This is a genomic window from Nocardioides zeicaulis (assembly GCF_042432345.1).
GTDB lineage: Bacteria > Actinomycetota > Actinomycetes > Propionibacteriales > Nocardioidaceae > Nocardioides > Nocardioides zeicaulis.
The window spans coordinates 2,038,863-2,059,847 of the sequence record NZ_JBHLXH010000001.1 but is presented as its reverse complement, the minus strand read 5'-3'; the positions used below and the strand labels follow the sequence as shown (position 1 = coordinate 2,059,847).

General features: G+C 69.8%; 16 protein-coding genes and 1 tRNA gene. 12 read left to right on the top strand and 5 right to left on the bottom strand.

Going from position 1 to position 20,985, the window contains the following annotated elements; genetic code table 11:
- Positions 1-64: 64 nt before the first annotated feature.
- Entirely contained in the window at positions 65-1,681 is a 1,617-nt protein-coding gene (locus ACFFJG_RS10075; RefSeq protein ID WP_378518538.1) for a serine integrase family protein, read from the top strand.
- Entirely contained in the window at positions 1,678-3,582 is a 1,905-nt protein-coding gene (locus ACFFJG_RS10070; RefSeq protein WP_378518537.1) for a hypothetical protein, read from the top strand. The genes ACFFJG_RS10075 and ACFFJG_RS10070 overlap by 4 nt, the downstream gene beginning before the upstream one ends.
- A 668-nt stretch (positions 3,583-4,250) precedes the next feature.
- Here ACFFJG_RS10070 and ACFFJG_RS10065 read toward each other — a convergent pair.
- A complete protein-coding gene (locus ACFFJG_RS10065) occupies positions 4,251-4,754 on the bottom strand; it encodes a hypothetical protein (protein ID WP_378518536.1) in 504 nt (167 codons plus the stop codon).
- Positions 4,755-4,870: 116 nt separating this feature from the next.
- Between ACFFJG_RS10065 and ACFFJG_RS10060 the strand changes: the two genes are divergently transcribed.
- Positions 4,871-5,092: a hypothetical protein gene (locus tag ACFFJG_RS10060; RefSeq protein WP_378518534.1), complete on the top strand. Its 222-nt coding sequence runs from the start codon at positions 4,871-4,873 to the stop codon at positions 5,090-5,092.
- 1,252 nt (positions 5,093-6,344) lie between these two features.
- Positions 6,345-7,502, top strand: coding sequence for an SIR2 family protein (locus tag ACFFJG_RS10055; protein WP_378518532.1), 1,158 nt, complete (start codon positions 6,345-6,347; stop codon positions 7,500-7,502).
- An 86-nt stretch (positions 7,503-7,588) separates the two neighbouring features.
- Here the strand turns inward: ACFFJG_RS10055 and ACFFJG_RS10050 are convergent, their stop codons facing one another.
- The 3 genes from ACFFJG_RS10050 to ACFFJG_RS10040 form a co-directional block, all read right to left on the bottom strand.
- Entirely contained in the window at positions 7,589-9,493 is a 1,905-nt protein-coding gene (locus ACFFJG_RS10050) for a hypothetical protein (protein WP_378518530.1), read from the bottom strand.
- Between the two features lie 58 nt (positions 9,494-9,551).
- Positions 9,552-9,956, bottom strand: a complete 405-nt coding sequence (locus tag ACFFJG_RS10045) for a hypothetical protein (protein WP_378518529.1) — start codon at positions 9,954-9,956, stop codon at positions 9,552-9,554.
- Positions 9,957-10,510: 554 nt separating this feature from the next.
- Positions 10,511-10,597, bottom strand: a tRNA-Leu gene (locus ACFFJG_RS10040).
- A gap of 247 nt (positions 10,598-10,844) precedes the next feature.
- On the opposite strand from ACFFJG_RS10040, the gene ACFFJG_RS10035 reads away from it, so the two are divergent.
- From ACFFJG_RS10035 to pknB, 7 genes are read left to right on the top strand one after another with little or no spacing between them, the layout of a single operon-like run.
- Complete coding sequence (locus tag ACFFJG_RS10035; protein ID WP_378518527.1) at positions 10,845-11,561, top strand: FHA domain-containing protein; 717 nt, start codon at positions 10,845-10,847, stop codon at positions 11,559-11,561.
- Positions 11,554-12,030, top strand: a complete 477-nt coding sequence (locus ACFFJG_RS10030) for an FHA domain-containing protein FhaB/FipA (protein ID WP_378518525.1) — start codon at positions 11,554-11,556, stop codon at positions 12,028-12,030. Before ACFFJG_RS10035 ends, ACFFJG_RS10030 begins: the two co-directional genes overlap by 8 nt.
- Positions 12,030-13,283 carry a PP2C family protein-serine/threonine phosphatase gene (locus tag ACFFJG_RS10025; RefSeq protein WP_378518523.1) on the top strand — a complete coding sequence of 418 codons (1,254 nt, stop codon included), beginning with the start codon at positions 12,030-12,032 and terminating at the stop codon, positions 13,281-13,283. The genes ACFFJG_RS10030 and ACFFJG_RS10025 overlap by 1 nt, the downstream gene beginning before the upstream one ends.
- Before the next feature lie 13 nt (positions 13,284-13,296).
- A complete protein-coding gene (locus ACFFJG_RS10020) occupies positions 13,297-14,703 on the top strand; it encodes an FtsW/RodA/SpoVE family cell cycle protein (protein WP_378518522.1) in 1,407 nt (468 codons plus the stop codon).
- Complete coding sequence (locus tag ACFFJG_RS10015) at positions 14,700-16,160, top strand: peptidoglycan D,D-transpeptidase FtsI family protein (protein ID WP_378518520.1); 1,461 nt, start codon at positions 14,700-14,702, stop codon at positions 16,158-16,160. Before ACFFJG_RS10020 ends, ACFFJG_RS10015 begins: the two co-directional genes overlap by 4 nt.
- Positions 16,157-17,707: a serine/threonine-protein kinase gene (locus ACFFJG_RS10010; protein ID WP_378518518.1), complete on the top strand. Its 1,551-nt coding sequence runs from the start codon at positions 16,157-16,159 to the stop codon at positions 17,705-17,707. The genes ACFFJG_RS10015 and ACFFJG_RS10010 overlap by 4 nt, the downstream gene beginning before the upstream one ends.
- On the top strand, positions 17,704-19,515 hold the full coding sequence (pknB, locus tag ACFFJG_RS10005) for a Stk1 family PASTA domain-containing Ser/Thr kinase (protein WP_378518516.1): 1,812 nt from the start codon (positions 17,704-17,706) through the stop codon (positions 19,513-19,515). The genes ACFFJG_RS10010 and pknB overlap by 4 nt, the downstream gene beginning before the upstream one ends.
- A gap of 9 nt (positions 19,516-19,524) precedes the next feature.
- Here the strand turns inward: pknB and ACFFJG_RS10000 are convergent, their stop codons facing one another.
- Complete coding sequence (locus ACFFJG_RS10000; RefSeq protein WP_378518514.1) at positions 19,525-20,277, bottom strand: DUF881 domain-containing protein; 753 nt, start codon at positions 20,275-20,277, stop codon at positions 19,525-19,527.
- A 102-nt stretch (positions 20,278-20,379) separates the two neighbouring features.
- Between ACFFJG_RS10000 and ACFFJG_RS09995 the strand changes: the two genes are divergently transcribed.
- Positions 20,380-20,829: a cell division protein CrgA gene (locus tag ACFFJG_RS09995; protein ID WP_378518512.1), complete on the top strand. Its 450-nt coding sequence runs from the start codon at positions 20,380-20,382 to the stop codon at positions 20,827-20,829.
- The last annotated feature ends 156 nt before the right edge of the window (positions 20,830-20,985 follow it).

Genomic DNA, 20,985 nt, shown 5'->3' with positions numbered 1-20,985 from the left:
GCTTCACGGCACTTCGCCGGGGCGCCCGATGAGGGGCGCAGGAGCGGCACGAGCGCTAAAGCGCATGCTGAGCCGCGGCGTCTCGATGATCGTCGTCCGCGAGTCGAACGAGTCCGACGAGGTCCAGTTCGACGGCATGAGGGAGCAGACGTACCAGCCCCTCCGCGACAAGCCCGAGGTGGAGGTCATCCGTCAGATGGGCATGGTGCCGATGACCTGCGGACGAAGCTTCACCATCCAGGTTCCCAACAAGCAGGGCGAGACCGTCGAGGTCGAGATCCCGGTCCGAACCATCGAGCACCAGTCTGCATCCGTACGCGTGTTCTCGTACGCCGGCTGGGTCCACGTCTGGAGCATGTCCTCCGCAGCGAAGGAGACCGACACCGGACTCAACGCCTTCACCAAGATCCTGATCGACCTCATCCGTGAGTACAAGCCGGACAAGATCTACGCCGCCAACGTCTCGAGGCTGGTGCGATCGCAGCGACAGGCAGCCCTGCTCCTCGCCGAGCTGCTGAACAAGGTGGAGACGGTCTGGGCCGGGGGCGTCCCGTTCACCTTCAAGGGCGCGGGAGCGCAGCACGGGATGATGCTGTTCAGCGTCCTAGCCATGATCGCCAGTACGGAGCGAGACTGGATCATCCAGCGGCTTCTGTGCGGCAAGATCGCGCACTGGCGCAATGGCAAGTGGCCCTGGGGCAACTCGACGGTGCCGTTCGGCTACGCGTTCGACCCCGACAACGTCAAGCTCGTCTGCATCGAGGAGATGCGCGAGCAGGTCCGCGAGATGCTGCTCATCCTCTCCCAGCAGAACGTGCCGGACAGTGAGTTGGTTCGGCAGCTCGGAGCCATCGGGGTGACCTCGTCGCGGTCGCTCAAGACCGGAGCCGAGCGGCGCAACATCGCCAGCCTCGCCGACCCCACCACGGCCATCAACACGTTGTACGCCTGGGCGCCCCTCTGGATCGCCGGCGAGTACCTCCTGCGTCACGCGAACGGCTACGACGGGCTCGAGGAGCTCAGCGGCGTCCCCGTCGTTCGTTCGGGCAACGACGAGGTTGAACGCCAGCTCGATGAGCTCGGACTGCTCGACACGATCTACGACGCCATGGAGGGCGACAGCGACGGCGCGGTGCCGATGGACCTCGACGAGACGACCAACCACCTCATCGAGGACGTCTTCCATAAGGTGGAGAGCGACCGCGGTGAGCTCCAGCTCCTCTACAAGCTGCCGGTACCGAAGAACGGTTGGGCTGAGCGCGACGTGCTGGACGCGTTCGCGACCGCTGCGCGCAAGCGTCACGCCTCACTGAAGTCGCGCCGAACCCACATGCGGCCGCTGTCCCTTCAGGTGACCGGCGAGTCAGACGTTCCCGACCTTCACGCCTCCCTGTTGAGCCCGTCGGTCGCGCGCGGCAACGACACCCGTCGCGCTGCCAGCCGGGACGCGGCACGCGCCCATCGGCTGGTGCCGCCGTTCGCCGGTCGATCCTGGAACGACGGTGAGTGGGACTTCGAGCTGTTCGTCACCAAGTCCCAGGTGTATGAGCTGCGTGCCTGGCCCGTGGGGCAGAACCCGACCGGCGTCGCTCAGGACGAGGTCAACACCGGCTCCGGAAGCCCAGATCAGGATGAGTACGACGAGTCCTTCAGCTTCCTCGGACAGGAGGAGTACGCATGAGCAACGATCACGACGGCGACCTGCTCGATGGCTCAACGTCAGCCTCGACTGCCGAAGACCTCGCCCTGAGCGCACAGATGGCAACGCTGACGCCAGCCGAGCTGGTGCCCCAGACCCCGGACCTCCGCGGTATCAAGCGCCCCCGCCTCCCGCAGCCCACTCACTCTCGGTCGCTCGACAAGCGAGAGGTCCTCGGTGTCTTCCCAGACCAGGACGTGTTCCCCACGTTCGCCAGAGCCGCTGCCACGGCGTTCCGCGAGGGTGTCCCTGCGCACATGATGGCCGCGACGACCATGTCGACCTTGGGGCGACCCATGCCATCCCTCGACATGCACAAGGCCGCCCTCGAGAACGCGGAGCACGACGTCGAGGTGGCCACGTCCGCGATGAAGGTGGCGGTCCGCCGCGAGCTGGAGGAGAAGGACCCGACCCTGCAACAGGCGTACCGAGAACAGGCTCAGGCAGCCTCCAAGCGCGTGGAGGCTGCGAAGGCCCGCGCAGACGAGTTGCGCGAAAAGACGCGCCACCGCCCGATCGACCAGCCGTCGTTCCGGACGAACGGGGAGCTCGTCCTGGGCGCCTTCCACCGGCTCATGACGTGCAACGGCAGGGTGACCCAAGGCGAGAAGAGCGCCCTCGATGAGATCTTCCCGGACTTCTCGGCAACGCAGGCGGCAGACGGGCAGTGGTGGGCAACCGCGACGATCAGGATGGCCGCCGGACACGGGACCGTGGAGGTCGGGCCGATCACGTGGTGCATAGGACGTGGCGGCCACCGGCCGTCCAAGCACTACCGCAAGAACCGCGGGCTCGAGCGCGACGCTCCTCGGTGGCTGCGCAACGCACTCCTCGACACCGGCCAGGTGAACGACGAAGCCATCCGCGTGCTCATCACCTCCCAGTTCCGCGCCCTGCCCTACGTCATCCTGGCCGGTCTCGGTGGTCATCCGTTCCCGACATGGGTCGGACCGCAGTGGCGCGAACCCGCCTTCGTGAAGTGGATGGTTGCGGTCTACACCGACCCCAAGTTCGCCTGGGACAAGTCCCACTTCCGCGTCTCGGTCGAGCGGCAGTTCGCTGTTCACCTGGTCAACGAGCGCGAACAGATCAGCTGGCACGACTGGCACGAACTGGTGCCGCTCGCAGGCCCCGCACGGCTGCACAACAGCGCCGTTCCGTCCAAGCACACGACTCGAAATAGCGACGTGTGGCACCCGAGCATCGCTCTCGCCAGGGACGAGAGCGGAGGGCGGATCCGCGGAAAGTACGAGCCCATCCCGTGTGTCTGCGGAGCAACCGTCACGGCTGCGACCCGCACGCCGGATGTGCCCGGCGACGCGCTGTGTGGGACCTGCCGACGACCCGCCAAGGTGGAAGGCCTGAACGTCCCTGGTGACCTTCGCTTCCCTCAGGACTACATCGACGCAACTCCGTCGATGGAGGAGTGCGTGGCTGAGCTCCAGCGTGTGTCGGACAAGCGGAAGGCGCTCCTGCCCCCGACTCATGCGGTTGTGCTCACAAGCGACCGTCTCGCCGAAGGATCAGCCACGGTCATCGACATCGAGCGGTCGCTCCGCCGGAGATCGCTGCTGCACCCCATGATGGAACTGGAGGCGTTCGGCTTCGTCGAGGTCACAGCAATGCGACGCAAGGGGGCGCCCGAGTACGGCCTCACACCAGGCGGCCATCAGCGCAAGAATGAACTCGTGCGCCAAGGCCGGGACCGGCGAGCTCCGACCCCCCGGGAGCGGTGGACTACCCGCGCTCAAGAACTCGGGTTCGTCGACCTCGACGCGTACATCGCTGACCGTCGGACCAACGCCGCAACTCCCACGCAAGTCCAGAAGGAGCTGAACTGTGCGCACGGCTCGGCACTCAAGCTGCTCACCGATGAGCCGTGACTTGTCCCCTCCGTCAGCGGGCACCCCGGCGGGCGGGATGTGGGTAGTGAACCGTCCCCGCACGCCGGCGTCAACGGCAACTTCGTCGCCAGCCAACAGTTCGGGGTAGGCGTCGGCGCTGTGGACACGGGAGAGTCGAGGAGGCAACCGGTGCCCACGGTGCCGCGTCCGGTGACGTCACCGGGGCGGAGCTCCACGCGGGTCACGCCGAGGAGCGGCGTCCGTGGCTGGGCCGATGTGCAGCCGGAACTTGTTCCCCAGACGAGTTGCCTCGATCGCGGTCACCTGTGCGTCCCACAGCTGACCGACTTCATCACGCAGTTGAATCCGTTGACCGACCTCCAGCGTCCGATCGCCCTCGACCTGCACGTCGTGGACGTACGTTGTGCTGGCCTGCCGTGCGAGCGGGCTGAGTTCGACCTCGACGACAAGTGGTGTGTCGGTCGTGAGGTCGAAGGTAGCCCTTAGCACCGACATCTCCTGCGGTGATGCGGCGACCTCCTTCTGCTGGATGGGCGCGCCGGTACGGCCGCGCTACGGCAACACCCTGTGAGCATGCCGTCGAAGTAGGGCGCGCGCCGGCGCTCGGACCAGAGGTCAGCTGCGGTTAGGCCGCATCTCGACCTCCAAACCAGGTCGCTCGGCACCGTCGGCATAGGCGTGCTTCCCTACCGCGTGTGCGGCCCGGGGGTCCATGACTCCGCGAACAAGAACTCCGGACTGAAGTCCACCTCACGTTCCTCCGCGTCCGGAGGTGGCCAGCTCAGGGTGCCGTCGACGATGAGCAGTCGTGCGAACCGGCCGGGCTCGCCGAGCAAGGACTCATGTGCGCGGGAAGCCCTCAGGTAGGGCTCGGCATCCCAATGCCGAACGGCGGTTCCTCCCGGCCACGCGAAGGTGAGCTCGAGCAGGTAAGTGCCGGGCACTCGGATGCGGGCACCGGTCACCTGGACGCCATCCGGTACCGGGTCGCCGAGTCGCGCGATCAGGCGGGCGGTCGCAGTTCGGGCGCGCGCGGCAGTAGCCGGATCGGTGATCGCCTCGCTCGGGACAAGCCCGGAAAGAAGCGCGGTTGGCGAGTCGAGGAAATGACGGGTCTGGTTCGGACCGAGACCGGCTGCCTCCAGCAACAGGCGGAGCTCCTCTCTGGTCCCGGGCTCGTCGGCGCTCATGGTGAGCACGGTACGTCCGGGCACCGACACACCTCCGAGCCGTTGACGGGCTCGTACCTGAGCCCGGCGGCGCCCGAGATGGTTGCGCGATCTTGGAGGGCCTGCACCTTCTGGCGATGCCGAAGGACCAGCCGTCACTCATCCGCAGCGCCGAGTTCGCGGACGCCCTCGAGCGCCTGCTCGCCGACCCACTAGATCCTGAGCTGACGGGGTGGCTCGCGAGCAGACAGAGCAGGTTCACGGTGACACCGGCCGGCGGGCCGGCGCATCCCCGTCCGGTCTCGGACGACCTCATCGGCGCACCGTTCCGCTTCTTCAAGATCGCCGACGGCGCGTAGCCACTGCCTCGGGACCGCGAGCGTCCAACTCCGCGTCACGCAAACCGACATTCGGTCTCTCTGCAAGGGGAGGAGGGCCGGCGTGGCGTGCGCTCCGGACACAACCACTGGCCTCTCAACCTGACCTTGAGCGGGCGGCTCTGGCAGCGAGTCCCGCACCCGAACCAGTGTCCGCACGTCCTGGCGCCCGAGGTCCGTCGAGTCATCCAGTCCTCGGACCCGATGCGCTGGCACGCCCTCGAGACCGCCTGCGCGATCTGCCGGCAAGGCCGACACCGCGGCCCGCCGGGTCGAAACCGGCCTTGCCTCGTTGCGGACCTGGCTCGACCACCCGGCGCTGGTGGTCGGGTACCCGAGTCCGGCTGTGCGCAGGTCGCTTCGAGGGTGGGAGCGTGACGGGCGTCGCCAAGACCGGACCAGGGCGCGCACTCGCGCTCCCTGGTCCGGTCTCGATCTGTCTTCGATCAGTGGCGGTCCAGGCGATGGCGATGAGGGCCCAGATGAGGACCCAGATGAGGACCCAGTCGACCACGGCCTCCAGCAGAGCCAGTTCCACGAGGGACATGACGCTCCTTCCGTCGTGCGGGGATGGATGCGCCGGACGGATCCAGCGCCCTGCCCCCCGTTCATCGACGGCGACGGAGCTGTCCTTGCGGGGTCAAGGAGGCTCTCCAAGGTAAAATTTTGGGAGCGTTCCGGAGCGCCCATGCCTGTGGATAAACTCGCCGGCATGGGTAGCTCACTGGCTAGCAGTTGCCGCGAAGATGCAGGTCAGAGTCCTGCGGTGCGCTCCGCACCCTCGCTGTGTAGTGCGGTGTAGTGCGGTGTAGTGCGGTGTAGTGCGGTCCATTTCAGTGTGATCCGGCGGTCGCTCGCCGGCTCGAAGTTGGATGTTTCCGCGGAGCGGCGCTCGACAGCGTCCAGCCGGAGTCCCCGGGGAGCCTGTGGACAACTCGGTTTCTGGAAACCACACCGGCGTAGTTCCTCGAAAGCGCGTTCGGACAGGCACGTCTCCGGCACGGTATCCTTGCCATGGCAGGTCGACCTGACCTGCCGGCATGACCCAGAACATGACGAGGCCCCGCGTCAGACATGGTCTGGATCGCAGGGCCTGCGTTGTCTTACTGGCGTTGACATCGTAGCGGCGTACGGGAGTTTTATTCAACTTTCGATACGTATCTGAACTTGTAGATCCGGTCCGCGTCTTACGCGACGTCTCGTCTCCAGACGATTCGAAAGGATCTACAAAGAAATGAGAAACAACAACGAACTTGCCGTACTGCTCGGCAACGGCGTCAGCATCGCCGCGAACAACGACCTGTTCATCCCCACCCTCACCCGTGAAATCCGGGAGCGGTTCGAGAAGTCCGAGGCCGGCGGCGAGGCTCCCGACCGCGTCCTCGCGCGCCTGGCGCACCGCGGTCGCGAGACCGGAGACCCGTACAAGGACTTCGAGGCCATGATCGGCCCGCTCGACCAGCAGAAGGACAACTTGCACGACCTCCGCGAACTCGCGGAACTCGTCGCCGGCGAGTCGAGGGCCCTTGGTCGGGCCATCACCACCATCGAGACGTTCGTCCAGAGCCTGCGACGCCTCGGTGTCGGTCACGCACTCGACATCATCGCGTCGAGGTCGGTGGCCCACTACGACCAGCGGCGCGTGGTGGAGAACTTCCTCCGCGACGTCGTGTACGCCGTCGACGGGCCGGTCACTGTCGGCAACCTCAACTACGACAGCCTCGCCATGGCCGGACTCATCAACGTGGCGGGCTCGCAGATGTGCGACATGGTGTGGGGCTACAGCCCGCGGAAGTTCGACATCATGAACGACGGCTTCCCCCTCGAGGGTGCCCGGATGCGCACGAGCCTGAGTGACTTCCCGTCCCGGCGGATCCGACTGGTGCACCCGCACGGGTCCTTGACCTGGCTCCGCAACCCGGATACCGGGCGCGTCTACCGCTTCGACATCGGCGACCTCCGCGATGTCGACTACTGGTCAGCGTGGCGTGACGGGAAGACCGAGTGGGAGCCGCAGGTCGTACTCACCAACCAGTCAGCCAAGAGCGACGTCGTCGCGCGAGCGCCGTTCAACCTCGCCTACGAGGTTTTGGCCGAGCGCCTCAAGACGGCCGACCGGTGGCTCATCGCGGGCTATTCGTTCCGTGACGAGTGCGTGAACCAGATGCTGGCTCGCGTGTGGGCAGCGCGGAAGGAGGCGCCGAACGTCATGGTGGTCACCCACGGTGACAGCCTGACCGAAGACGTCGTCCTCGAGGCGCTCGGCTACAACGACTTCACCGACCCTGAGGTCGAGGAGTTCCTCACCATCTGCCGGTGCGGCGTCGAGCACGCGTCGTCGTGCGGCCAGTGGTCCGGGTGGGCCGGTAAGCCCGAGTCCCTCAGCGCCTGACGCGCTGTTGCCTGCCGGCACACGAGTCACTCGTTCGCGTGCCGGCAGGCAGAGCTCGAGACCTCGTCCTCCACGGCGAGCCCGTACTAGATCGCAGCGTCACGCGACGAGTGCTGGTCGCCGACATGCTTCAGGACGGACAGTCGCATCTGGATCTCCAGCACGTCGCGGATCATCGCGTCGGCAACGTCGGGCTTGAGGCCGATCGTGTCTACGAGGGACCCGCCATCCCCCAGGTGAGGTTCTCGAAGAGCCTCGAGTCGGCTCTTCACCTCCTGAAGAGCCGACTTCAGGTCGGCAACGGACTCGTCAAGCTTCTGCTCGGGCGTCGGGTCCGGACGTCTGGAGCCGGCCTCGTTGCGACTGGGGCCCCAGGTCTTTCGGATCCACTCGTCGCTCAGCCTGGCCTCCGTTGAGGTCACCTTTCCGGTTGCTGACACCTGTCGTGGGAACAGGCCGCGGCGGCCGTCTATAACGATCTGTAGCAGCTGATGGACCCCGTGTGCGGAGTGCGCCATGAGCGACAGGACGGCGGTGATGTCGCGTCGGTCTTCTTGCCCGCCTCGAGTCTGGCGAGGCACGACACGCATGCGAGCGAGCCAGTACCCGGCAAGCGCTAGCAACTGGCGGCCATTAGGCCCCGGGCGGCCCGCTTCTTCGAGCTCGCTGAGAGCAGCCGCTCGGAACGCACTGACCTTGAAGTTCGACTTGTAGGGGTCAATCCTCCAAGACTGCTGGACTTCTTCCATCATGTAGATGGCGGTGAGAAGCGAACGCGCTGCCTGAGCCTGGGTGTCGTTGATCTGGGATCGGTAGCCCCGGATGGCACCCTCTGCTGCGATCTCGGCGCGCAGGTTGGTCGTGATCCGAGACCGTGCGGTCAAGGCGCGCAGGGCTCGACCGGTGAGGCTCTCGGTGCGGCCGACGGTCTCGAAGAGGTAGGCCGCTCTGACGTCTGGAGAGTCTCGGAACCCGAGGTCGTCGGCGTCTTGGAGCGTCATCCTGCCCGACAGCCATTCGGCTTCGGTGGGCTCGAGACGGCCTCCTGCGACCAGGGCGCCAAGCGCCGCGTCGAGCTGCACATCCAGGCGGCTTGCGGCGCTCCATGCTCGGGGCGGGTCGACGTGGAGTGCACCCAAGCGTGAGTTGATGGCCGCGAGCAGTGTGTCGACGGCTGGGTTGTCCGGGACGAACCCCACGATGATGGCTGCGGGCGCGACGAGTGACATGCACTGCTGAGCCTCTTCGAGCGTCAGCTCGTCGTTCTCGTGGTCCAAGCGGATGACGGATGCGATCTTGCTCCGCAGGCTGCGCTCGTTGCCCAGAAAGCTGAAGAGGCTGTCCGCTGGCTGGATCGAGAGATGAGCATGAGCGGCGGTGATCCGCGAGCTTCCATCGACGGCAGCCAGCATCGCGGGGGCGTCGATGACGTCAACGTCGGCGTCGTCCGTGAACCGGCGCGGCGACTCACCCCACTTCAGGTCGATGACGAGAGGAACAAGAAGCAGGGGTTCGCGTATGCCGACGCGACCGACGGCCTCGCGCAGATCGTTGGCCCGTCTCAGGTAGTCCACCTGAGCGTCAAGGGCGCCGACGAGGTCAGACGACGGCAGGCCTGGAAGGAGGAGTTCAACGGCGTCTGGGTCCGCTGAGCCCAGGAGCGGCGGGAGCGGGTTGCGACGACCTGTCGCACCCTCGATCTCGTAGGCGAAGGCGGGCAGGGCACGCGGGTTGGTCGGGAACACCAAGACGCTCGGCGACCACACCTCGGTCTGCACGACCTCAAGGTAGCCGCCCTCAACCCGAAGGCGGCCGGGTGCCGTGAGCTGCCGACGGACGGTCGTCGGGTCGCAGACGCTTGACGCGATGGCTGTCGCGGCGTGCTCGTGGAGGCCTCGGTCGACCAAGGCGGAGGCCAAGCGTCGAAGCGACGCTGTCTTGGCGAGGTCGGGCAGGTAGGGGGGTCTCGGGCTGGGGGAAGCTGTGGTCATCGGCATCCTCTCGTCGATGTCGAAGAGCTCGCGGGAGTTCTTGTAGGCGCTTGGCCGGCTAGCCCGGCGGACGCTTTCGGATGAGGCCGGCGCCGCTCATGGCCAGCAGGACGACGTTGATGGCGAGCAGCGCGCGTCCGCCGGGCGCGCCGGTGATCGCGTTGTGCAGGGCGGTGAGTTCGGCGTCGGGCTGGAGGGCGCCGTACCCCAGCAGGAGGGACGTGTAGATCGACGTGAACCGCTGGAGGGGCGTTCCACGCTTGGGGCGCGGGTTGTCGCCCCGCACGTCCTTCATGAGCCGGTGCCACGCGCGCACAGGCTTGCGGGCACCGTCGATCGTCGGCGTGATGCGCTGGAAGGCGCGATCCAGCCGTGAGCAGGCCCCGTCGAGCGAGTCGCCGCGCGTGCGGCCATCCGCGCGGCGGTGACGTCCCGGCGCGCGAGAGGGGTCGGTGACGCTCATCGAGGTCACCAGAGGGGGCTGGGGCACCTCCGCGCCGCGGTTGACCAACCGGTCGACCTGCGCGGGGAACCCGGGGACGGGCATCTGAGGGTGAACACTGGAACCTCCATCATCTTCTTGGCTGACATCCCGGGACTGGTAGTCCCTAGGCCAAGAAGCGGCGGCTCTTGGTCACCCGTCAGTGGTGTCCGCACAGGAGCGCGGCGTGCCCTTCCGGATCGATCTCCCGACCATGTCGCTGGAATGAGGACTGTTCGGCCCGCGCCGAGGCGCGGTCATGGATCCTCGGTTCGACTCCGCAAGCTTCGCGGCGTGTCGACCGGCGACGATCAAGTTCAACGATCACCAACTACATCTTCTCACGGCACTCCAAGACCGAACGAGACGGCACGCCGGACGCGTCGCCAGCCCGCTGCGGGCCTCGAGTCGAGTCCGCGCCTGTCGGCGTGATCGAGGCGCCTACTCGGCTGGACAGACTCGACCTGGTTGCACATGCAGGTCGGGCCGGGACCCTCTAGGTCCCGGCCCGACTTGGTGGAAGAACTTCCACCTTGTGGTGCGCGAGGGGGGAGTTGAACCCCCACGTCCTTTCGGACACACGGACCTGAACCGTGCGCGTCTGCCTATTCCGCCACTCGCGCTTGAAGCGGGCTCAGGCTACCCCACCGACGACGTGCCCTCCCAATCGCCCGTCGAGCCACCACGCCGTGGCGGGCGGCGGCCCCGGCGGCCCGCAGCGGCGGCGTCCCGCACCGATGGGTGGGGGGACGGGGCGGCGGAGTGGCACGGGGGCGCCCGGCCGGTACGCTCGGCCGCACCGTCCGGGCGGTCCCACGACGCCTGCCCACCACGTGGTGCGACCCGAGCGCAAGGAGAGGAGGCCCGCCGATGAACGCCCTGCAGCGCTTCGAGACGCGGCTCGAGCAGCTCATCTCGGGAGCCTTCGCCCGCGCGTTCCGCAGCGCCGTGCAGCCCGTCGAGATCGCCGCCGCGCTCCAGCGCGAGTGCGACAACAACGCGCAGGTGCTCAGCCGCCAGCGCCGGCTGGTGCCCAACGACTTCCACGTCGAGCTCTCCGGCGCCGACCTCGAGCGCATCGTCGGCCTGGGCCGGGCGCTGGAGCAGGACCTGATCGAGCAGCTGCAGGACCACGCCGACGCCCAGGGCTACGTCTTCACCGGACCCGTCACGATCGCCTTCGAGGAGGCCGAGGACCTGACCACCGGGCGGTTCCGGATCCGCAGCCGCGCGCAGGCCAGCGTCACCGACAACGACCAGCGCACCCGCACCCGCGCCTCCCACGCCACGCTCGAGGTCAACGGCACCCGCCACCCGCTGCGCCCGCCGGGCCTGGTCGTGGGGCGCGGCACCGAGGCCGACCTGCGCATCAACGACCCGGGCGTGAGCCGCCGCCACCTCGAGCTCGAGGTCTCCCTCGACGGCGTCGAGGCGGTCGACCTGGGCTCCACCAACGGGATCATGGTCGACGGCACGAAGGTCGGCCGCGCCCGGCTGCGCGACGGGTCCACGATCCGCATCGGGCACACCGAGATGACCGTCCGCATCGAGGGCGGTCGGGACGAGGCCGGGGGATGGAATGTCTGAGCTCACCCTCTTCCTGATCCGGGTCGCCTTCTTGGCGGTGCTGTGGATCTTCGTGCTCTCCGCGATCTCGGTGATCCGCTCCGACATGTTCGGCGCGCGGGTGCCCGAGACCGCTCGAGGCGGCGCCCCGGTGCCCAGCGCGCGCAAGCAGGGCAAGGCACGCAAGCCCCGTCGCGGTGCCCCCACCCACCTGCTCGTGGTCGAGGGCGAGAACCCCGGCACCCGCGCCGAGCTGGCCGACGCGCCGCTGCTCATCGGCCGCGGCAGCGACGCCGCGATCAAGCTCGACGACGACTACGTCTCCACCCGTCACGCCCGCGTGGCCGCCAGCGGCGACGAGTGGTTCGTGGAGGACCTCGGCTCCACCAACGGCACCTACGTCGGCCCCGTCCGGATCACCCAGCCCACCACGATCGGGCTCGGCGTGCAGGTGCGCGTCGGCAAGACGATCCTGGAGCTGCGCAAGTGATGTACCTCCACTACTCCGCGATCTCCGACGTCGGCCGGGTCCGGCGCGAGAACCAGGACAGCGGGTACGCCGGTCCGTGGCTGCTCACGGTCTGCGACGGGGTGGGCGGAGCGGTCCGCGGCGACCTCGCCTCCAGCACCGCCGTGCAGGCGCTGCGCAAGCTCGACCAGCAGCCCGACGAGGACGTCGTCGGCCAGGTGGCCGGCGCGATCCACCGCGCCGACGACCGGATCGCCGAGCTGGTCGAGGAGGACCCCGACCTCAACGGCACCTCCACCACCGCGACCGTCGCGCTCTTCGACGGCACGCGCTTCGCCGTGGGCCACATCGGCGACAGCCGGGCGTACCTCCTGCGCCGCGGTCAGCTGCGCCAGCTCACCCACGACCACACCTTCGTGCAGTCGCTCATCGACGAGGGGCGGATCACCGAGGAGCAGTCGCGGACCCACCCCCACCGCAACCTGATCCTCAAGGCCCTCGACGGCGTGCGCCACGAGGAGCCCGACCTCTTCGAGTTCCCGGCCGAGCCGGGCGACCGCGTCCTGGTGTGCAGCGACGGCGCCTGCGGCACGCTGACCGACGACCGGATCGCCGCCCTCCTCGCCGACGGCACGCCCGACTTCGCCGCGGTCGAGCTGGTCCGCGCCAGCCTCGAGGCCGGCAGCACCGACAACGTCACCTGCGTGGTCGGCGAGGTCAGCGAGGAGCCCCCCGGCGACGAGCTGGTCCCGCTGCTGGTCGGCGCCGCGGCCGACCTGCCGCGCCGCGCCCCGCTCGGCGGTGGCGTGGCCGGCGCCGTGGGCGGGCTGTTCCGCGGCCACCGCTCCGGCGACACCGGCGAGATCCCCCCGGTGCCGGGCGACGCGCCCGCCGGTGCGTTCGCCGCCGACCCCATCGACCACGAGACCGCCCGCTACGCGCCGCGTCCGCCCCGGCGCTACGCCGCGCTCCGCCGCGTGCTGGCCGCCGCCGTCGTCCTGGGCCTGGCCTGGGTCGTGCTCGCGGCGGGCTGGTCGTGGAGCCAGCAGCAGTTCTACGTCGCCGAGCAGGACGGCAAGGTCGCGATCTTCCGCGGCGTCGACGCCAGCCTGCCCGGCATCTCGCTCTCCCACCCCTACGAGCTCACCGACGTCGACCTCGACCGCCTCAGCGACATCGACGCCGAGGCCGTGCGCGAGGGCCTCGAGGCCGGCTCGCTCGACGAGGCACGCGCCACGGTGGACAACTACGCCGCCCGCCAGGACGTCGGCTGATCGGCGGGCTGGGATGAGTCAGACCGGGACCCTCATGGGCTTCGTGCACCGGCGCCGCCGGGGTGCGGAGCTGTTCCTGCTCGTGCTCGCGCTGGCGGTCGGCATCGGTGGCTACGCCGCCGTCGGGCTCGGCGTCGAGGGCGAGGTGCCCGCCGACCTCGTCGGCTACGGCGGCTGGCTCGCGGCGCTGATCGTCGCGGCCCACGTCGTGGTGCGCCTCGTGGCGCCCTACGCCGACCCGGTCCTGCTGCCGCTGGTGGCGGCGCTCAACGGGTTCGGCCTCGCGGTGCTCCACCGCCTCGACCTCACCTACGCCGCCCGCGGCGACGACCAGCACGACTTCGCGCGCCAGCAGCTGATCTGGATGACCCTCGGCGTGCTGCTCTTCGTCGGCGCGCTCGTGCTGCTGCGCGACCACCGGGCGCTCCAGCGCTTCACCTACACCTCGGGCCTGACCGGCATCCTCCTGCTGGTGCTGCCGTTCCTGCCGTTCATCGGCACCAAGATCAACGGCGCCCGCATCTGGATCAACGTCGCCGGCTTCAGCTTCCAGCCCGGCGAGGTGGCCAAGGTGATGCTGGTGATCGCCTTCTCCGGCTACCTCGTCCTGCACCGCGACGCCCTGGCGCTGGCCGGCCGGCGCGTGGTCTTCGTGGACCTGCCGCGGGGCCGCGACCTCGGGCCGATCCTGGCCATGTTCGCGGTGTCGATGATGATCCTGGTCCTGCAGAACGACCTGGGCTCCTCGCTGCTGTTCTTCGGCCTGTTCCTGGTCGTGCTCTACGTCGCCACCGAGCGCCCCGGCTGGCTGGTGGTCGGCGGCCTGCTCTTCGGCGCCGGCGCGCTGGCGGCGTACAGCTTCGTCGGCAACGTCCAGAACCGCTTCAACTTCTGGCTGCACCCGCTCGACTACTACGACCAGACCCCCGGCAGCTACCAGCTCGTCGAGGCGCTCTTCGGCCAGTCGTGGGGCGGCCTGATCGGCCGAGGCTTCGGCAACGGCTCGCCTGAGCGGGTGCCGTTCGCGTACTCCGACTTCATCCTGTCCACCATCGGCGAGGAGCTCGGCCTGACGGCCGTGATGGCGATCGTGCTCTGCTACGGCCTCATCGTCGAGCGGGCGCTGCGGATCGCGCTGATCTCGCGTGACGGGTTCGGCAAGCTGATGGCGGTCGGCCTCGGCGCGATCTTCGCCCTCCAGGTCTTCGTCGTCATCGGCGGCGTGACCGGGCTGATCCCGCTCACCGGCCTCACCACCCCCTTCCTGTCCTACGGCGGCTCGTCGCTGGTGGCCAACTGGGTCGTCGTGGCGCTGCTCCTCCGCATCTCCGACCAGGCCCGGCGCCCAGCGCCGCGCCTCGACCCGGTCGACGACTCGGCCGCCGACTCCGAGCACACGCAGGTGGTGAAGCTGCGGTGAACAAGCCCATCCGCGTGGTCTCGGTGTTCTGCCTGCTGCTCTTCCTGGCGCTGCTGGTCAACGCGACCTACCTCATGTACGTCCGCTCCGACGCGCTCGACAAGGACCCGCGCAACCGGCGCGTCATCCTCGCGACCTACTCCCGAGAGCGCGGCGCGATCCTGGTCGGCAAGGAGGCCATCGCGCGCAGCGTGCCCTCCGACGACCAGTACGAGTTCCAGCGCACCTACGCCGAGCCGTTCAAGTACGCCCCCATCACCGGGTACTTCTCCTTCTACAGCCAGACCGGTGTGGAGCGCTCCCAGAACTCCGTGCTCTCCGGCGAGGACTCGCGGCTGTTCGTCACACGGCTGGTCGACATGCTCAGCAACAGCGACCCCAAGGGCGGCAACGTCCAGCTCACGATCAACGGGGCCGCGCAGGACGCCGCCTGGGCGGGCCTGGAGAACCTCCCCGGCGACGCGCAGGGCGCGGTCGTGGCGCTCGAGCCCACCACGGGCCGGATCCTGGCGATGGCCTCCACGCCCACGTTCGACCCCAACAACTTCGCCTCCCACGACTTCGGTGCCGTCGCCGAGCTCGACAAGAAGCTCAGCGACGACCCGCGCCAGCCGCTGATCAACCGCGCGATCGGCACCACGCTGCCGCCCGGGTCGACGTTCAAGCTCGTCACCGCGGCCGCCGCCATCGAGTCGGGCAACTACGACGCCGACTCACTGGTGCCGGGCGGCTCCGGCTTCAAGCTCCCGCAGTCGTCGACGGTCGTCGGCAACCACGACGGCGGCGACTGCGGCGGCAAGCGGATCACCATGACGCAGGCCATGCAGGTCTCCTGCAACGTGACCTTCCTCAGCCTGGCCAACGAGCTGGGCAACGACGCGATGGCCGAGCAGGCCGAGAAGTTCGGCTTCAACGACACCTCGCTGGAGGACCTCGGCGGCCAGGCCGCCTCGCTCTACCCGCGCGACATGGACCAGCCGCAGACCGCGATGTCGGGCATCGGGCAGTCCAGCGTCACCGCGACCCCGCTGCAGATGGCCATGGTGGCCGCCGCGATCGCCAACGACGGCGACGTCATGCGCCCCTACGTCGTCGACGAGGTGCGGGCGCCCAACCTGTCGGTGCTCGACCGCACCGAGCCGCAGACGCTCAGCAAGGCCATCTCCAGCACCACCGCCGAGGAGCTCACCACGATGCTCGTGGCCACCGTCGACTCCGGCACGGCCACCCCTGCGCAGATCCCGGGGATCAAGGTCGCGGGCAAGACCGGCACCGCGCAGTCGACCGCCGACCGCCCGCCCTACGCGTGGTTCGTCTCCTTCGCGCCCGCCGACGACCCGAAGGTCGCGGTCGCCGTGCTCGTGCAGTCCAGCGACACCGCGCGCGAGGAGATCGCCGGCGGCCTCCTCGGCGGCCCGATCGCCAAGGCGATCACCGAGGCGGTGATCAACCGGTGAGCGCGCTGACGCCGGGGGCGGCGGTCGACGGGTCCGGCCGCTACGTCCTCGAGGGCCGCATCGCCACCGGTGGCATGGGCGAGGTCTGGTCGGGGCGCGACGCGGTGCTGGGCCGGTCCGTCGCGATCAAGGTGCTCAAGACGGAGTACGCCGACGACCCGCTGTTCCGGCAGCGCTTCGAGACCGAGGCGCGCCACGCGGCCGCGCTGCACCACCCCGGCATCGCAGCGGTGTTCGACTTCGGCGAGCAGGCGCCCGACGACGGGTCCGGTGCCCCGCGCCCGTACCTCGTCATGGAGCTCGTCGAGGGGCAGCCGCTCTCGGCGCTGCTGCGCCCCGGTTCGCCGCTCGACCCCCCGGTCGCCGCCGAGCTGCTGGCCCAGGCCGCCGACGCGCTGGGCGCCGCCCACGCCGCCGGGATCGTGCACCGCGACGTGAAGCCGGCCAACCTGCTCGTCACGCCCGACCGCCGGGTCAAGGTGACCGACTTCGGCATCGCCCGCGCCTCGGAGGGGATGGCGCTCACCGAGACCGGCCAGGTCATGGGGACGCCCGCCTACATCTCCCCCGAGCAGGCCGAGGGCCGCACCGCGACCCCCGCCTCCGACGTCTACGCCCTCGGCGTCGTCGCCTTCGAGGGCCTGGCCGGCCGCAAGCCCTACGTCGCCGACACCGCCGTCGCGACCGCGCTCGCCCACCTGCGCGAGCCGGTGCCCGAGCTGCCGGGCACGGTGCCCGCCGACCTCGCCGCCGTCGTGCGCCGCGCGCTGTCCAAGCAGCCCGACGAGCGCTTCCCCGACGGCGCCGCGTTCGCCCGCGCCCTGCGCGACCCGGCCTCCGTCACGGGCGGCGCCACCACGGTCGTGGCTCCCGCGGCCGGCCCGGCCGGCGGCGCGACGCAGGTGATGCCGGTGACCCCGCGCGACCCCGACCCCACGCCCGTCCCCTCCCCTGTCCCCGCGCCCGTCCCCGCGCCGGCCCCGGCCGCCACGCCGGCGGAGCGCCGCCGTCGTACGCCGTGGGCGCTGCTCGTGGGCCTCGTCGCGGTCGCCCTCGCCCTCGTGGTGGCGTTCTGGCTGGGCAGCCGCGGAGACGACGCCGACCGGTCCGGCGACGGCTCCTCGCCGGACCCGAGCCGGACGCCGAGCCGGACCGCCTCGCAGACGCCCAGCGAGACCCCCAGCGAGACTCCGAGCGAGACCCCCAGCGAGACGCCCAGCGAGACCCCGTCGGAGACCCCCAGCGAGGAGCCGACGACCATCGAGGTCGACCCGTCCCTCTACGTCGGGCGCGACCACAAGGACGTCGAGAAGGACCTCCGCGACCTCGGCCTCGAGCCGGTCCCGGCGGAGCTGGAGAACCCCGGTGACCAGCAGGACGGCATCGTGGACTCCGTCGAGCCGTCCGGACCGCTCGCGGAGGGCGACCAGGTCACGGTCAGCTACTGGGGCAAGGTCCCGCCCGGCCAGGGCGAGGTCGAGACCGGCGGACCCGGTGGCGCACCGGGCCAGCAGAAGAACGACGAGAAGGACGGCGAGAAGCGATGACGCAGTCGGAGCCGACGCTGATCGGCGGACGCTACGAGCTCGGCGAGCTGCTCGGCCGGGGCGGGATGGCCGAGGTCCGCAAGGGCCGCGACCTCCGCCTGGGCCGGACGGTGGCGGTCAAGCGGCTGCGCACGGACCTGGCCAGCGACGCGACCTTCCAGGCCCGCTTCCGCCGCGAGGCCCAGTCGTCCGCCTCGCTCAACCACCCCTCGATCGTGTCGACCTACGACACCGGCGAGGAGATGGCCACCGACGGCTCGGGCGTCGCCCAGCCCTACATCGTCATGGAGTGCGTCGAGGGACGCACCCTGCGCGACATCCTTCGCGAGGGCCGCAAGATCCTGCCCGAGCGCGCCCTGGAGATCACGGCCGGCGTGCTGTCCGCGCTCGACTACAGCCACCGCGCCGGGATCATCCACCGCGACATCAAGCCCGGCAACGTGATGCTCACCCCCGCCGGCGACGTGAAGGTGATGGACTTCGGCATCGCGCGCGCGATCTCCGACGCCTCCTCCACGATGACCCAGACGGCCGCCGTCGTCGGCACCGCCCAGTACCTCTCCCCCGAGCAGGCGCGCGGCGAGACGGTCGACTCGCGCTCCGACGTCTACTCCACCGGCTGCCTGATGTACGAGCTGCTCACCGGGCGGCCGCCGTTCGTCGGCGACAGCCCCGTCGCGGTGGCCTACCAGCACGTCCGCGAGCCTGCCTCGCCGCCGTCCGACCTCGACGACGAGCTCGACCCCGAGATCGACGCGATCGTGATGAAGTCCCTCGCCAAGCGTGTCGAGGACCGCTACCAGAGCGCCGCGGCGATGCGGGCCGACATCGAGCGCTACCTCTCCGGCCATCCGATCCAGGCGCCGGCCGTGGTGGCCCCGGCCGAGACGGCGTACGTCCCGCCGGTGCCGCCGCGCGAGGCGACCACGACCATGGCCGCCGCGCCCGCGGCCGCAGGCGTGCCCCCGCAGGAGCCGCGGCGTCGCAACCGCGCCGGCCTCTGGCTGGTGGGCCTGCTGGTGCTGGCCCTGCTCGCCGCTGGTGCGTGGGTCCTCAACGGCATGCTCTTCGACGACGCCGCGGAGCGCACCGCGGTGCCCAACCTCATCGGCCTGACCGAGGACGAGGCCCGGCTCGCGATCGGCGACGCCGGCTTCACGGTCGGCACGGTCGACCACGAGAACTCCCAGACGGTCGAGGCCGACCACGTCATCAGCCAGGACCCTGCGCGCGACGTCTACCGCGAGCCCGGCGACGCGATCGGGTTCGTGCTCTCCCTCGGCAAGCCCGAGGTGGAGGTCCCCTACGTCGTCGGCAACCCGCGCAAGGACGCCCGTGCGCGGCTGCTCGAGGCCAACCTCAAGGTGAAGTTCGAGGAGGAGGACTCCGACGAGGACAAGGACCAGGTCCTGCGCACCGAGCCCGCCGCCGGCACCCCGGTCGCCGAGGGCACGACGGTGACGATCTTCTACTCCGACGGTCCCGAGAAGGTCCCGGACGTGCGCGGCCTGCAGCAGAAGGACGCCGAGAAGGCCATCCGCGAGGCCGGGTTCGTGCCCGACGTGCGGGTGGACGCAGCCTCCACCGAGCCCAAGGGCACCGTCGTCGACCAGATCCCGGTGGGCGGCACGGCCGACCAGAACAGCACCGTGACGATCTTCGTCTCCGCCTACGAGGAGCCCACGGAGACGCCCACGGAGACCCCGACCGAGACGCCGACCGAGACCCCCACCGAGACGCCCACCACCCCCGACCCGACCACGCCGACGGACCCGCCCACCACCGCCACCGGGCGGGTCACGGGCTGAGCGCCGCCCCTACTGGGGGATCGGCGTCGCGTAGGTGAGGTCGAGCAGGCCGTTGTAGGCCGGTGCGGTCGCGGTCGCCAGCGGCGTCATGTCCCACGACACCCCGCCGCCGGGCTCGTCGGTGTACTCGCGGTAGATGACCAGGATCGGGTCGGTGAGGAGCTCCGACTCCAGCCGGGTCTGGTCGCCGATCCCGACGATGACGTAGGGCGGGGAGTAGGACAGGCCGTTGAGCTTGACCACGTTGCCCTCGCACTTGATGCCGGTCGTGGAGATCACCCGCTGGCCCTGGATGGTCACGGCCGTGGCGCCGGCGTTCCACATGGCGTTGGCCACCGCCTGGATGTCCTGCTGGTGCACGACGAGGTCGTTGGGGTCGCCGTCGTAGGCCAGGCGGGCGTCGAGCGAGGCGTCGTCGAGGGTCACCTGCACCCCCGGGCCGGTCCTCTCCGTCAGGCCTGCCGGGTCGACCAGGGTGGCGATCTCGTCCTGGGCCCGCGCGACCGACCGGTCGCCCAGCTCCGAGCTGAGCGTCTCCACCTCGGTCGTCAGGTCGGCCACCTGGGCGGTGAGGTCACCGGCCTCGTCGCGCTCGGCGCGCACCACCGAGCCGAGGTCGGTGAGCCGTCCGCCCCGGAGGTCGGTGCCGTCGCTCTGCTTCGCGCTGACGGCGAACAGCACCCCGCTCAGCAGGACCACCACGGGCGTCGCCACGCGCCACGCGCGGCTGCGACCGGGGGACGAGTGGGGCCGGGGGGACATGGCGACTACGCTAGCCCCCCGTCGGGCGAGCAGACGCCCGTGGCCGGCGTACGCACGTCGGACGACCGCACGCACGTCGCACGCCGACCCCCAGGAGCAGCAGTGTCGAAGTCCTCCCAGCTCGTCGAGCCGAAGAGCCGGCTCTTCACCGTCAGGTTCGTGGTCAGCCTGCTGCTGATGGTCCTCGGCATCGCCTGGCTGGTCTTCTACTACAGCCAGGTCCGCGGCAACCCGCTCGCGTTCCCGCCGGTCGAGGGCTCGCCCAAGGCACTCGCCGACCTGGGTCGGTGGAACTACGCCATCGGCTTCGGCGCCTTCATGCTCGGCCTCGTCGTCGGCGCCCACCCCTCCACCCCGCTGGGCCGCGGCCGCGGCGTCGTGGTCGGGATGCTCGCCTGCTTCCTCATCGGCCTGCTGTGGATCTGCACCTACTACGTGTTTTCCAACGACCTCTCCGACCTCTGGGTCTTCAACGACCTCGGCCAGTGGAACCTGGTCGTCGGCATCGGCTTCATGGCGGTCGGCTTCAGCTTCGCGACCAAGTGGGAGTAGGTTCTCCCCCACCTACCGGTCGCTGACCGGTCCCGCGCCTCGAGCGGTGAGTGAGGCGCCTTCCTGGGGAAGGGAAGGCGTCTCTCTCACCGCTCGAGTCGATTTCGGGGGCGGCCTCCGTCCACCGGCGGGTCGCTTTCCCCACCGGTTTCTCCA